At 70.2% G+C, this 13,334-nt stretch carries 12 protein-coding genes; 6 read left to right on the plus strand and 6 right to left on the minus strand.

All coding sequences use genetic code 11. The features are described 5' to 3' along the window. Positions 1-6: 6 nt before the first annotated feature. From QSJ60_RS01815 to QSJ60_RS01840, 6 genes are all read right to left on the minus strand, one after another. A complete protein-coding gene (locus QSJ60_RS01815) occupies positions 7-963 on the minus strand; it encodes a D-alanine--D-alanine ligase family protein (RefSeq protein ID WP_285462301.1) in 957 nt (318 codons plus the stop codon). A gap of 76 nt (positions 964-1,039) precedes the next feature. After that, positions 1,040-2,365, minus strand: coding sequence for an aminotransferase-like domain-containing protein (locus QSJ60_RS01820; RefSeq protein ID WP_230765163.1), 1,326 nt, complete (start codon positions 2,363-2,365; stop codon positions 1,040-1,042). A gap of 141 nt (positions 2,366-2,506) precedes the next feature. Further along, the gene (gene trxA / locus QSJ60_RS01825; protein WP_189083981.1) at positions 2,507-2,830 is read right to left on the minus strand and encodes a thioredoxin; all 324 of its coding nucleotides are present in this window, start codon (positions 2,828-2,830) and stop codon (positions 2,507-2,509) included. 72 nt (positions 2,831-2,902) lie between these two features. After that, a complete protein-coding gene (gene trxB, locus QSJ60_RS01830; protein ID WP_285462302.1) occupies positions 2,903-3,877 on the minus strand; it encodes a thioredoxin-disulfide reductase in 975 nt (324 codons plus the stop codon). Positions 3,878-4,006: 129 nt separating this feature from the next. Next, positions 4,007-5,632, minus strand: coding sequence for a murein biosynthesis integral membrane protein MurJ (murJ, locus tag QSJ60_RS01835; protein ID WP_285462303.1), 1,626 nt, complete (start codon positions 5,630-5,632; stop codon positions 4,007-4,009). Continuing rightward, complete coding sequence (locus QSJ60_RS01840; RefSeq protein ID WP_285462304.1) at positions 5,625-8,054, minus strand: DUF6049 family protein; 2,430 nt, start codon at positions 8,052-8,054, stop codon at positions 5,625-5,627. Before QSJ60_RS01840 ends, murJ begins: the two co-directional genes overlap by 8 nt. A 106-nt stretch (positions 8,055-8,160) precedes the next feature. On the opposite strand from QSJ60_RS01840, the gene QSJ60_RS01845 reads away from it, so the two are divergent. The 6 genes from QSJ60_RS01845 (at position 8,161) to dnaB (ending at position 13,325) form a co-directional block, all read left to right on the plus strand. After that, positions 8,161-9,597 (plus strand): CCA tRNA nucleotidyltransferase, encoded by a 1,437-nt coding sequence (locus QSJ60_RS01845; protein WP_285462305.1) that lies wholly within the window; start codon positions 8,161-8,163, stop codon positions 9,595-9,597. A 162-nt stretch (positions 9,598-9,759) separates the two neighbouring features. Continuing rightward, the gene (gene rpsF, locus QSJ60_RS01850) at positions 9,760-10,131 is read left to right on the plus strand and encodes a 30S ribosomal protein S6 (protein WP_189083986.1); all 372 of its coding nucleotides are present in this window, start codon (positions 9,760-9,762) and stop codon (positions 10,129-10,131) included. A gap of 5 nt (positions 10,132-10,136) precedes the next feature. Further along, positions 10,137-10,664, plus strand: coding sequence for a single-stranded DNA-binding protein (locus QSJ60_RS01855; protein WP_189083987.1), 528 nt, complete (start codon positions 10,137-10,139; stop codon positions 10,662-10,664). Between the two features lie 97 nt (positions 10,665-10,761). Continuing rightward, a complete protein-coding gene (rpsR, locus tag QSJ60_RS01860) occupies positions 10,762-11,016 on the plus strand; it encodes a 30S ribosomal protein S18 (RefSeq protein WP_189083988.1) in 255 nt (84 codons plus the stop codon). An 11-nt stretch (positions 11,017-11,027) separates the two neighbouring features. After that, positions 11,028-11,480 carry a 50S ribosomal protein L9 gene (gene rplI / locus QSJ60_RS01865; protein WP_189083989.1) on the plus strand — a complete coding sequence of 151 codons (453 nt, stop codon included), beginning with the start codon at positions 11,028-11,030 and terminating at the stop codon, positions 11,478-11,480. Between the two features lie 471 nt (positions 11,481-11,951). Then, positions 11,952-13,325 carry a replicative DNA helicase gene (dnaB, locus tag QSJ60_RS01870; protein WP_189085062.1) on the plus strand — a complete coding sequence of 458 codons (1,374 nt, stop codon included), beginning with the start codon at positions 11,952-11,954 and terminating at the stop codon, positions 13,323-13,325. The last annotated feature ends 9 nt before the right edge of the window (positions 13,326-13,334 follow it).

Here is a 13,334-nt window from a genome sequence, read left to right on the forward strand (position 1 = left end):
CGAAGCTCAGCCGCGCGTGATCGCCGCGCGCACGAGCTCCGAGTACAGCTCCGAGGTCTCGATCCCCGCCGCCTCGGCGGCGAGCGGGAGGAGCGACGTCTCGGTGAGGCCGGGCAGCACATTCGCCTCGAGGAACCAGGGCGTGCCCGAGGCATCCACGATCAAGTCGACGCGGGAGACATCCCGCAGCCCGAGCTCGAGGTGCGCGCGGATCGCGACTGCCTCGACCTCGCCCAGCACCTCCGGCGAGAGCCGAGCCGGGACGAAGAAGGTGGTCTCCCCCGCGTTGTACCGCGCATCGAAGCTGTAGACGCCCGCCGTCGGCACGATCTCCACCGGCGGCAGCGCACGGGGGCCTTCCCCCGTGTCGACGATCGAGACCGCAAGCTCGGTGCCGACGACCCGCCGCTCGACGATCGCGACGTCCGCGTAGGTGAACGCCTCGACCATGGCCCGTGGCAGTCCGTCGGGATCGGTGACGACCGTCACACCCTGCGCCGATCCGCCCGAGGCGGGCTTCACGACGAGCTCGCCGGGCAGCGCCTGCCGGATGACCTCGAGCACGCTCGCCGCACCGAGCTCGCGGAAGGACTCGTGCGAGAGCACGATCGACTCGGGCACCGGCAGGCCGGCGGCCTGCACGATCGAGCTTGCGGCCGGCTTCGACCAGGCGAGTCGGGCGGCTTCCGCCGTGGAACCGACGGTCGGGATGCCGAGCGCCGACAGCAGCTCGAGGAGCGCGCCATCCTCCCCGCTCGACCCGTGCAGCGCCGGGAACACGGCGTCGGGGCGGTGCTCCGCGAGGTACGGGAGCAGCGAGGCATCCGGGTCACGCAGGACCACACGGTGGCCCGCAGCCGTCAACGCGTCGGCGACGCGTCGGCCCGAGCGCAGCGAGACGTCGCGCTCATGGGAGATGCCGCCGGCGAGGACGACCACGGTGAGGGCTCCGGATTCGCTCATGATCTGGGGTTTCTCCGTTCGGATCTGACTGTTCGCTTGCGTCGGCCGCCATGCAACCGGATGACGGGGTTACGGGCTACTTGAGGTCGCTCGGCGGGGCCGACTCGATCCCCGGCTTGGCGGGGAGCTGCAGTGTGCCGGTACCGGCGAAGGTGTCGAGCAGATCAAGCTCGCCGTTGATGACGGTCGCGAGCCGGCGGATGCCGAGCCGGATCGCCTCGGGCGTGGGATAGCAGTAGGACAGGCGCATCGCGTGTCGTCCCCGACCGTCGGCGAAGAAGGCCGTGCCCGGGGTGTACGCCACGAGTTCTCGCACGGCCCGAGGCAGCATCTGTTTCGAGTCGAGCACGTCGGGCATGGTGACCCAGACGTAGAAGCCGCCGTTCGGGTTGGTCCAGCGCAGCTGCGGCAGGTACTCCCCCAGCGCCTCGATCATCGCGTCCTTGCGTTCGCGGTAGACGCCGCGGAAGGTGTCGATCTGCCCGCGCCAATCGGCGGTGGACAGGTACTCCGCGACGACGAGTTGGCTGAAGGACGACGGCGAGAGCACCGCCGACTCGGCCGCGAGGATGAGCTTCTCGCGGATCGCGTGCGGGGCGAGCGCCCAGCCGACGCGGAACCCGGGGGCCAGCGTCTTCGAGAAGGAGCCGAGGTAGATGACACCCTCGGGGTCCATCGAGCGCAGGGCGTTGGGCGCGGGCTCGTCGAAGTGCAGCAGCCCGTACGGGTTGTCCTCGAGCACGAGGATCTCGTTCTGCCGGCAGATCTCGAGGATCTCGGGGCGGCGCTCGGCCGAGAGTGTGACGCCGGCCGGGTTGTGGAAGTTCGGGATCGTGTAGAGGAACTTGATCCGCCGGCCCTGGCTGCGCAGGAAGCCGATCGTCTCGCGCAGCGCCTCGGGGATGAGCCCGTCGTCGTCGGTCGCGACATGCACGACTGAGGCCTGGTACGAGCGGAAGACCCCGAGCGCGCCGACATAGGAGGGCGCTTCGGCGAGCACGACGTCGCCCGGATCGAGGAAGAGCTTCGCGACGAAGTCGAGCGCCTGCTGCGAGCCGGTCGAAGTCACGACATCGTCGACCGAGGCGCCGCGGATGCCCTCCAGCGACATGACGTCGAGGATGTGCTCGCGAAGCGCCGGAATGCCCGCTCCCCCGCCGTACTGCAGCGCGGTCGGGCCCTGCTCGCGCATGACCCGGTCCATCGACGAGGTGATGAGGTCCTGCGGGAGCGCCGAGACGAACGGCATGCCGCCGGCGAGCGAGACCACCTCGGGCCGCGACGCGACGGCGAACAGAGCTCGAACCTCGGAGGCGGCGAAGCCGGCGGCTCGCTCGGCGTAGTTCGCATACCAGGGGTCGAGGTTGTTGCCAGTCCGCTCGGGGACGCCGTCAGTGCTCACGTGCCATCCGTTCTGTTCAGGGTTCTCATGCTAGTCATCGGTGCGTCGCCTCGAAGACCGCGTGACGCGGTCGCCGGGCGGAACGCCAAGGACCCGCCCGGCTGGTGCCGGGCGGGTCCTTGGGTCGTTCGAGGATGCCGGCTACTGGATGTAGGCGGCGAGGTCGGCCTCGAGGGCCGGCTTGGGCTTGGCGCCGACGAAGCTCTGCACGACCTCGCCCTGCTTGAAGACCTTGAACGCCGGGATGGCGGTGATCTGGTACTTCATGGCGAGCTGCGGGTTCTCGTCGACGTTGAGCTTGACGATGTCGATCTTGTCGGCGTGCTCGGTCGCGATCTGGTCGAGGATCGGGCTGACCGCGCGGCACGGGCCGCACCATTCGGCCCAGAAGTCGACGATGACGGGCTTGTCGTTCTCGAGCACCTCGGCCTGGAAGGTGGCCTCGGTCACTGCACGTGCGGACATTGCATTCTCTCCTTCGGTGAAACGCCTGGTGAATCCGCGAAAACCGCGCGGAAACCGGATGAATCGGTGTCGCTACTCGGCGACGGTCGCGAGCTCCGCCACTGGGGCGGGCTCCTCGGCCGCGTCGTCGAGCGCCGCGAGGTAGTGCTCGGCGTCGAGCGCCGCGACGGTGCCCGAGCCGGCGGCCGTGACGGCCTGGCGGTAGTGGGGGTCGATGACGTCGCCCGCGGCGAAGACGCCCGGCACCGAGGTGCGCGAGGAGCGACCGTCGACGGCGATCGTGCCCTCCGGGGTCAGCTCGAGCTTGCCGTGCACGAGGTGCGTGCGCGGGTCGTTGCCGATCGCGACGAAGAGCCCGTCGAGGTCGAGCGCGCGGAGCTCGCCGGTGACCGTGTCGCGCAGGCTCACGCCCGTGACCGCCTCGGTGCCGTGGATGGCCGCGATCTCGGCGTTCCAGATGAACTCGATCTTCTCGTTGTCGAAGGCGCGCTGTTGCATGATCTTGGAGGCCTTGAGCGAGTCGCGGCGGTGGATCACGTAGACCTTGTCGGCGAAGCGGGTGAGGAACGTCGCCTCCTCCATCGCCGAGTCGCCGCCGCCGACCACCGCGATCGTCTTCTGACGGAAGAAGAAGCCGTCGCACGTCGCGCACCACGAGAGACCGTGACCCGACAGGGTCGCCTCCTCGGGCAGCCCGAGCTTGCGGTAGGCCGAGCCCGTCGCGTAGACGATGGCACGCGCCTCTTCGACCCCGCCGTTGCCGAGCTTCACGCGCTTGACCGGACCGTCGAGCTCGAGTTCCACGACATCGTCGTAGACGATCTCGGTGCCGAACTTCTCGGCCTGCTCCTGCATCTTGGTCATGAGGTCGGGCCCCATGACGGCCTCGGGGAAGCCGGGGAAGTTCTCGACCTCGGTTGTGTTCATGAGCTCGCCGCCGATCTCGACGGAGCTCGCGATGAGCAGCGGTTTGAGCTCGGCGCGCGCGGCGTAGATGGCGGCGGTGAACCCGGCCGGGCCGGACCCGATGATGATGATGTCGCGCAAGGGGCGCTCCCTCGAGTGCTGTCGGTGAAAGCGGCATCCGACGGAATCGGATGTCACGACGTGGTCAACACAGTCTAGGCGGCGGGTATTCCGCGCGACGAGGCGACGAGCGGCGGATGCAGCGGGTGCTCAGCCTCGGCGGAGGCGGCGGAGCACCGGCTCCGCGAAGCCGCGCAGCTCCGGGGTGCGGATGAGCCAGAGGGTGCCGAGGTAGGCGAGCGACATGACGCCGCCGATGACGGCCATCGAGAGCACCGCGGGGACGAGGCCGGACATCGCGAAGCCGTCCTCCGAGATGCCGCCGAGCAGCACGAGCGTGACGAAGCCGACGATGACGGCGGGCACCGCGCCGATCGCGTACCGCACGAAGCTCGAGGTGATGTGCCAGCCGTCGATGCCGCCCAGCCGTCGGCGCAGCAGGATCGCCGCGAGGGTCACCTGCGCCACGCAGGCGAGCGAGGTGAGCAGGGCGATGCCGATCGCGATGAACTCGGGGAGCACGTTCAGCAGCAGCAGCGCGCCGCCCGAGAAGAGCACGACCTGGAAGAGCGTGAAGAAGAAGGGGGTTTTCGTGTCGCCGAGCGCGTAGAAGGTGCGCTGCACGATGAACAGCATGCTGAACGGCAGCAGCCCCACCATGTAGGCGACGACCACGTTGCCGAAGACGAGCTTCGTGTCGAACGAGGCGCCGCTGACGAAGGCGGTGGCGAACGGGTAGCTGCACATCACGAGCACGATCGAGGCGAGCACGATGATGAGGCCGACGCCGCGCGTCGCACTCGAGAAGTCGGCCCGGACCCGGTCGGTGTCCCCGAGCGAGGCGTGCTCGCTCATCCGGGTGAAGTAGGCGGTGGCGATCGAGACGGTGATCACGGAGTGCGGCAGCATGAACAGTAGCCAGGCGTTGCCGAGCGCGGCCACCGAGGCGGACCCCTGGCCGGATGCCTCGCCGACGACGTTCGTCTCGACGAGCCCCGCGAAGGTCGTGAGCAGGAGCATGCCGAACGTCCAGCTCGCCATCCGTCCCGCGTCGCCGAGACCGACGCCGCGCCAGCGGAAGTCGGGCCGGTAGCGCAGCCCGATCCGGCGCCAGAACCAGAACAGCACCACGGCCTGCACCGCGATGCCGAGCGATGCCGAGCCCGCGAGGACGGCGATCATCGCCGGGTCCCAGCTGCTCGCGTCGCGGAGGCCGTCGGGATCGCTGCCCCACACCGCCATGAAGACCACCAGGCCGGCGATGGCGACGAGGTTGTTGAGCACGGGCACCCAGGTGAAGGGGCCGAAGCTCCGGCGGGCGTTCAGCACCTCGCCGAGCAGTGTGTACAGCCCGTAGAAGAAGATCTGCGGCAGGCACCAGTACGCGAACAGCGTCGCGAGGTCGCGCGTCGATTGGTCGAGCTTGATGCCGTACAGCCAGGCGAGCAGCGGCGCCGCGAGCGTCGCGAGCAGGGTGATGCCGACGAGGATGACGAGCGCGAGCGTGAGCAGCCGGTTGATGTAGGCGCGCCCGCCGTCGGCGTGCAGCCCGGCGCGCACGATCTGCGGCACGAGCACCGCGCTCAGCACACCGCCCGCGACGACGACGTAGACGGTGTTCGGCAGCTGGTTCGCGACCGCGAAGGCGTCGGCGCTCGCGCCGGTGATGCCGATCGCGCTCACGAGCACCGCGGCCTTCACGAAGCCGAGGATCCGCGATACCACCGTGCCGGAGGCGAGGAAGAGGCTCGCGCGGCCGATGCGGTCGTCACTCATCGCGCGGGTCCTCGTCCTTCTGCGCCGGGGCGTCGGCTTCGGGGGCGGTGGCGGCGGCGCGGCCGGCTTCGGCGGCCGGAGCGGATGCCTCGGCGGGGGCGGTGGCGGCAGCGGTCGGCTCGTCCGCCGCGGCGGCGCGGGCCTTGCGGCGTCGGTGGACGTTCCGCCAGATGCCGATGCCGAAGAACAGCACGACGATCGTGGCGAGCACTGCGGCACCGACGCCCTCCCAGTCCGCCTGCACATTGGCAGACAGATAGGTGGGCGAGCCGATCTCGACGCCCTCGGTCGAGTAGAGGGAGACGGTGAGCAGCACGTCGCCGCTGCCGACGCCGGCGGCGACCGGCACCACCACGCTGGCCCGCGATTCCGGCTCGACCGTGACCGTCTGGCGGCCCTCGACGATCAGGCGGCCGTTGGAGGGGGCCACGTCCACCTCGAGCGTCACCGTATACGGCAGCGTGTTCTCGATCGTGGCGGGGACGCCGGACTCCCGGGAGATGACGTTGATCGTGCTCGAGGGGACGACCGAGATGCCCGCGCGGGTCTGCACCTGCGTCGTGAGCCAGTCGTTCGCGGCCGACTGCCAGTCGGTCGGGGTGCTGATCCAGCCGGCGTCGAGCAGCGCGAGGAGATCGCGGCGAGTGGAGTCGGTGAGCTGCGACGGCTCGGTGAGCGCCGTCGCGAACGAGATCGTCTGCGCCTCAGAGTCGATGAGCCGTTGCACGGTCGCCCGGCGCTCCTCGGCCTCGGGCGAGCTCGCCAGCGTTCGCGCGACCGGCGGTGCCCCGATGGCGTCGGACAGGCTGGCCGCTTGCGCCCAGGGGAGCGTCGCGAGCGCCTCGAGGGTCGCCTCGACCCGGTCCGCGGCGCTGCCGCCCGCGCGTGCGAAGCTTGCGAGCAGCGAGCTCGCCGAGGCATCCGCCGCCGCGTAGCCGGCGAGCTCGGCCGACAGGCGGCCCATCGCCTCGCGCCACTCCGCGTCGCTCGTCGCGGCGGCCGCGGCACGCAGCGCCGCGGTCAGGCGGGCATCCGCGACGACCGCCGTGCCGCCGTCGATCGAACTCGCCGCGTTGCCCGGCGCGGTCGAGACCGGGGTCGAGTCCTCGTCGCCCTCCTCGTCGACCGCGGGCGCGGGGGGCTCGACATTGCCCGGCGAGAGCAGGCTCGTGGTGAGCCCGCCGGCCGCCAGCCACGCCAGATCGCCCGCCGCGACGGTGTCGTCCGCGGGCCAGGCGATGTCGGCGCGGGTGTACGGCCAGGACAGCAGCTGCTCGGTGGTCGGTACTTCGTCGACGGTGCCATCGCCGTCGACGTCGCCCGGGGTCGCGGTCGGCGGCGGCGTCGACCCCTGCGTCAGCGCGCGGCCGTCGAGGCTCGCCGGCCCGGTCACGGGCTCCTGCGTCGGAGGGGTGGCCGGAACCCCCGGCATCCCGTTGAGGAAGTCGGCCGCGTCGAGCACGTCGGCGAAGGACTCCGGCTTCAGCGGGGCGGGCAGACCCAGCTGCGACTGCACGGCCAGATCGGCGTCGGCGTAGGCGAGGGGGAACACGACGTTGCCGACCGTGCCCAGCCGCTCGAGCCAGGCGGTCGCCGACTCCGGCGCCCGGGAGCCGAGCACTCGCACCGAGGCGATGATGCGCGGGTCGACGCCGATCGCGACCGAGCGGTCGGCGACGGCGTCGAGCTGACGGGTGAGCAGGCCGTCGGGCGCGGTCCACGCCTCGAGCTGCTCGGCGTCGATGAGTCCGGCCGTGTCGTCGGGAACGGTCAGGGGATACGCGAGTGCGAGGCGCGGAGCGCCCGCCGACGCGGTGTGCGGGGAGGGGAACGCCGCGTCGTTCGTCGCAACTACGACGCCGTCGACGAGGAGCTCCGCGCGCAGGCCGGTCACGGCCGCCGCGCCGTCGAGCCTCCCGGCCGGGATGCTGACCAGGACCTGCGTGGTGCCGCCGCTGACGAGGCCGGGCGCCTGCGACTCGCCCACCGCGCTCGCGGTCCTGGCGGCGTCGCCGAGCCAGGCGTCGAGGGCGGCGGCATCGTCGGGGGCGTCATCGGCGACGCTGAGCCGCACGACGCCCTGGCTGAGCAGCTCGGTGGAGCCGTTGACGATCTCCACGCCGATCGTCGTCGCTGCGGCCGGATCGAGCACGAACGCGCCGGTCGGGGCGAGGTGCAGGGAGACGGTGCCGGCGTCGCTCGCCACGGCGGCGAGCGGTTCGGTGGCGCGCGCGACGGAGTTCGCCGCGAGCTCCGCCGGCGGCGCGGCCTGGACGGCCGCGGCGATCGGGACGGCGGCGCCGAGCGAGCCCAGGGCGACGAGGCCGATGACCCCGGCGGCGGCGACCCGGCGACGGGGCGTCGCCGTGGCCCGGTCGAAGAGTCGGCGGAGTCGACGCGCAGGGTTCGACTCGGCCACCATGCACGCGATTCTACGGTGTGACGCCGGGTGGATCGTGGGCCGCAGCGGGCGCTCGCGGCATCCGCCTCCGGCCACCGCGGCACCCGTGTTGCGTACGATGGTCGGCATGCAGAGCGTGGCCGAGGCCCTCGATCGACTCGGCGAGCTGGCCGCGTCGACGACCGTGTCGACCCTCTCCGCCGCGTTCGAGCGCGCGGGCCACGAGCTCGCCCTCGTCGGCGGGCCGGTGCGCGACGCCTTCCTCGGCCGCCCGGTGCACGACCTCGACTTCACGACGGACGCGACGCCCGAGCGGATCCTGGAGATCGTGAAGCCGATCGCCGACGCCCACTGGGACATCGGCCGGGACTTCGGCACCATCGGCGCCCGCATCGCCGGCGAGACGGTCGAGATCACCACGTACCGCGCCGACAGCTACGACGGGCAGTCGCGCAAGCCGGAGGTGGTCTTCGGCGATTCGCTCGAGGGCGACCTCGTGCGACGCGACTTCACGGTGAACTCCCTGGCCCTGCGGCTGCCGAGGATCGAGCTCGTCGACCCCTCGGGCGGCGTGGAGGACCTGCTCGCGCGGGTGCTGCGCACGCCCTCCGCCCCGCAGACCTCGTTCGGCGACGACCCGCTGCGGATGATGCGTGCGGCCCGCTTCGCCGCCCAGCTCGGCTTCGAGGTGGAGGAGGCGACGCTCGCCGCGCTCGAGGAGCTCGCGCCGGAGATCGACCGCATCTCCGCCGAGCGGGTGCGCGAGGAGCTCTCGAAACTCCTGCTCGCCGATCACCCGGTGCCGGGACTGCGCATCCTCGTCGACACGGGCCTCGCGCAGCGCGTGCTGCCCGAGCTGCCCGCGCTGCGCCTCGAACGCGACGAGCACCACCGGCACAAGGACGTCTACGAGCACAGCCTGAAGGTGCTCGACCAGGCCATCGACTACGAGCGCGCCCGGGGGCGGCTCGACTCCCCCGACCTCGTGGTGCGCCTCGCGGCGCTCCTGCACGACATCGGCAAGCCCGCCACGCGGCGGCTCGAGCCTGGCGGTGCGGTCAGCTTCTACCACCACGATGTCGTCGGCGCGAAGCTCGCGAAGAAGCGGCTGCGGGAGCTGCGCTACGACAACGACACGATCACGGCGGTCGCGCGACTGATCGAGCTGCACCTGCGCTTCTTCGGGTACAGCGACGGGGCGTGGAGCGACTCCGCGGTGCGGCGCTACGTGCGCGACGCCGGGACGCCCGAGCAGCTCGAACGCCTGCACATCCTCTCCCGGGCGGACGTGACGACGCGGAACAAGCGCAAGGCCGACATGCTCGCCTTCGCCTACGACGACCTCGAGCAGCGCATCGCCGAGCTCGCCGAGCAGGAGGAGCTCGCCGCGGTGCGCCCCGAGCTCGACGGCGAGCAGATCATGGCGGTGCTCGGCATCCGCCCCGGCCGCGAGGTCGGCGAGGCGTACCGCTTCCTGCTGGAGCTGCGGCTCGACGAGGGGCCGATCGGCGAGGATGCCGCGCGCGAGCGCCTGCTCGAGTGGTGGGCGGCCCGCGAGGGCTGAGGCCGGCGGGCCCGGGGCAAATGGCGCGGGGGCGAGGCATCCGTTACACTGTGAAGGTTGCCCGTGCGCCGCATTCGCGGCCTCCACGACGCACAGTATGAACACCCTCCTGCTCCCGAGACACGCTCGGGAGCCGCTGAGTCCGAAGGAGGTGGGTACGTCATGCACCAGTACGAGCTGATGGTCATCCTCGATCCCGAGATCGACGAGCGCACCGTTGCTCCCAGCCTCGACAAGTTCCTCAACGTCATCCGCAACGATGGCGGCACCGTCGACAAGGTCGACATCTGGGGACGTCGCAAGCTGGCCTACGAGATCAAGAAGAAGGCCGAGGGCATCTATGCCGTCGTCGACTTCACCGCTGAGCCCGCGACCACCAAGGAGCTCGACCGCCAGCTGAACCTCAGCGAGGCCGTCATGCGCACCAAGGTGCTCCGCGCCGAAGAGGCCATCGCCCAGGTCGCCGCGTACGCGAAGGCCCAGGAGGCCAAGGCCGCCAAGAAGGCCGCCGCTGCCGCCAAGAAGGACGCCTAGTCCTCATGGCCGGCGAGACCGTCATCACCGTGGTGGGCAACCTCACTGCAGACCCCGAGCTGCGTTACACGCAGAACGGACTCGCGGTTGCCAACTTCACCATCGCGTCCACCCCCCGCACGTACGACCGTCAGTCGAACGAGTGGAAGGACGGTGAAGCACTGTTCCTGCGTGCGAGCTGCTGGCGTGAATTCGCCGAGCACGTCGCCGGTTCACTCACCAAGGGTTCCCGGGTCATCGCATCCGGGCGTCTCAAGCAGCGTTCCTACGAGACCAAGGAAGGCGAGAAGCGCACCACCATCGAGCTGGAGGTCGACGAGATCGGCCCCTCGCTCCGGTACGCGACCGCCCAGGTCACCCGCGCGCAGTCCAACCGCGGCGTCGGCGGAGGCGGCTCCTTCGGGGGCGGCCAGTCCGACGACGCGTGGGCCCCGTCCGCTCCGGCTCAGTCGGGCAACAGCGGCGGCGGCGCGGGCGGCGGCGACGTCTGGAACACGCCGGGCACGAGCTACGGCGACGAGACGCCCTTCTAAGCCCGAGCGCTCCGCACCGGAGCAGGGCCCGCGATCGGATGCCTCGAGCTGAGGCATCCGGCGCAACAGAACGTATTCACTCAGACAGGAAAGATCCATGGCTGGAAAGAGCAGCGGCGACCGCCGCAAGCCGCGGAAGGGCGCGAAGAACGCCGCCCCCGCGAAGTCCGTCAAGGTCGGCGTCATCGACTACAAGGATGTCGCGACCCTTCGCAAGTTCATCTCGGAGCGCGGCAAGATCCGTGCCCGTCGCATCACCGGTGTCTCCGTGCAGGAGCAGCGCCTCATCGCCCGCGCCGTCAAGAACGCGCGCGAGATGGCGCTCCTGCCCTACTCGGGCTCCGGCCGCTAAGGAGCACGAAAATGGCAAAGGTAATCCTCACGCACGAGGTCTCGGGGCTCGGTGCCGCCGGCGACGTCGTCGAGGTCAAGAACGGCTACGCCCGCAACTACCTCGTCCCGCAGGGTTTCGCGACCCCGTGGACCCGTGGTGGCCAGAAGCAGGTCGACCAGATCAAGGCGGCCCGTGCCGCTCGCGCGCTGCACTCCCTCGAGGACGCGCAGGCCCTCAAGGCGAAGCTCGAGGACGGCAAGGTCAAGCTGACCGTCAAGGCCGGCCTCGGCGGCCGCCTGTTCGGTTCGGTCAAGACCTCGGCCGTCGCCGACGCCGTGGCCGCTGCCGGCCTGGGCGAGATCGACAAGCGCAAGGTCGAGTTCCCGACCGCGATCAAGACCGTCGGCGACCACGAGGTCTCCGTCCGTCTGCACGACGACGTGACCGCGACGATCACCCTGCAGGTGATCGCGGCCAAGTAGTCGCACCCGTACGAAGCGGCGGCACCCGATGGGTGCCGCCGCTTCGTCGTTTCCGGACGGTTCACCTCAGATACACCTGAGGAGGGCTCGACACAAGTCCCCCATTCCGGAGATTTCAACATGTTTGTGCACAGGTGAGTGAGACTCATCCGTGCAATCTCAAGAAAGTTTTCCCCCACAGGTGTGAATTGTGAAAATGCCAGGTCAGGCTGGAATTCAACTGGTGTAATTCACACGATTTCCACAGTTGTCCACAGGCGGAGTGCACATGTTGGTCGGCGTTTCGCCCAGATTGTCCCCAGAGTTATCCACAGGCTGGCTTGTATGTGGATGAGTGCTTCCTTATGGTGAAGCAATCGTCTCGCGCGCGTGGGCCGGGGAACCCAGCGCGATCATGTCGGCGGTCCCGAGTAGAACGGAACCGTGGTCGTGCTGCGCCCGCCCGCCGTCCCCGAATCGGAGGTCATCACCGTGTCGATCGCTCACATCGGACTCGCCGAGCCGGTCGACGACGGCGGAGCCCCGCGGGGCGAGCGCACGCCGCCGCACGACCTGCTCGCCGAGCAGAGCGTGCTCGGCGGCATGATGCTCTCGAAGGACGCGGTCGCCGACGTCATCGAGACGATCCGCGGCGTCGACTTCTACGTGCCGAAGCACGAGGTCGTCTTCAACGCCGTGCTCACCCTCTACTCGCACGGCGAGCCCACCGACGTCATCGCGGTCACCGACGAGCTCACCAAGTCGGGTGAGCTGCAGCGCGCCGGCGGCGTCGAGTACCTGCACACCCTCACGAGCCTCGTGCCGACCGCCGCGAACGCCGGCTTCTACGCCGAGATCGTCGCCGAGCGCGCGCTGCTCCGCCGGCTCGTCGAGGCCGGCACCCGCATCGTGCAGATGGGCTACGCCGGCGAGGGCGAGGTCGTCGACCTCGTCAACAACGCGCAGGCCGAGATCTACTCCGTGACGGGCTCGGTCGAGACCGAGGACTACGTGCCGCTCTCCGACGCGGTGACCGTCGCGATCGACGAGATCGAGGCGGCCAAGCACACCGACGGCAAGATGACCGGCGTGCCCACCGGCTTCACCGACCTCGACGACCTCACGAACGGCTTCCACCCCGGCCAGATGATCGTCGTCGCCGCCCGTCCCGCCATGGGAAAGTCGACGCTCGCGCTCGACTTCGCGCGCGCGGCGTCGATCACGAACGGCCTGCCCTCCGTCTTCTTCTCCCTCGAGATGGGCAAGAGCGAGATCGCGATGCGCCTGCTCTCCGCCGAGTCGAACGTGCCGCTGCAGAACATGCGCAAGGGCAGCGTCGACTCGCGCGACTGGACGACCATCGCCTCGACGCGCGGCCGCATCAACGACTCGCCCCTCTACATCGACGACTCCCCCAACATGACGCTCGTCGAGATCCGTGCGAAGTGCCGCCGGCTCAAGCAGCGCGTCGGGCTCAAGCTCGTGGTCATCGACTACCTGCAGCTCATGACGAGCGGCAAGCGCGTCGAGAGCCGCCAGCAGGAGGTCTCGGAGTTCTCGCGTGCGCTGAAGCTGCTCGCGAAGGAGCTGCAGGTGCCCGTCATCGCGCTCTCGCAGCTGAACCGTGGCCCCGAGCAACGTGCCGACAAGATGCCCGCGATCAGCGACCTGCGCGAGTCGGGATCGATCGAGCAGGACGCCGACATGGTCATCCTGCTGCACCGCGAGTCGGCCTACGAGCGCGACAGTCCCCGAGCCGGCGAGGCCGACCTCATCGTGGCGAAGCACCGTAACGGTCCCACCCGCACGGTGACCGTGGCCTTCCAGGGCCACTTCTCCAAGTTCGCCGACATGGCGCCGATGTAGGGGTTCCGC

Source organism: Agromyces sp. NBRC 114283 (genome assembly GCF_030268405.1).
GTDB lineage: Bacteria > Actinomycetota > Actinomycetes > Actinomycetales > Microbacteriaceae > Agromyces > Agromyces mediolanus.

Excerpts from the sequence above, each read along its gene's own strand:
- QSJ60_RS01815 (WP_285462301.1), bottom strand. The coding sequence starts at position 963 with ATGAGCGAATCCGGAGCCCTCACCGTGGTCGTCCTCGCCGGCGGCATC.
- trxA (WP_189083981.1), bottom strand. The coding sequence starts at position 2,830 with ATGTCCGCACGTGCAGTGACCGAGGCCACCTTCCAGGCCGAGGTGCTC.
- murJ (WP_285462303.1), bottom strand. The coding sequence starts at position 5,632 with ATGAGTGACGACCGCATCGGCCGCGCGAGCCTCTTCCTCGCCTCCGGC.
- QSJ60_RS01840 (WP_285462304.1), bottom strand. The coding sequence starts at position 8,054 with ATGGTGGCCGAGTCGAACCCTGCGCGTCGACTCCGCCGACTCTTCGAC.
- QSJ60_RS01845 (WP_285462305.1), top strand. The coding sequence starts at position 8,161 with ATGCAGAGCGTGGCCGAGGCCCTCGATCGACTCGGCGAGCTGGCCGCG.
- rpsF (WP_189083986.1), top strand. The coding sequence starts at position 9,760 with ATGCACCAGTACGAGCTGATGGTCATCCTCGATCCCGAGATCGACGAG.
- QSJ60_RS01855 (WP_189083987.1), top strand. The coding sequence starts at position 10,137 with ATGGCCGGCGAGACCGTCATCACCGTGGTGGGCAACCTCACTGCAGAC.
- rpsR (WP_189083988.1), top strand. The coding sequence starts at position 10,762 with ATGGCTGGAAAGAGCAGCGGCGACCGCCGCAAGCCGCGGAAGGGCGCG.
- rplI (WP_189083989.1), top strand. The coding sequence starts at position 11,028 with ATGGCAAAGGTAATCCTCACGCACGAGGTCTCGGGGCTCGGTGCCGCC.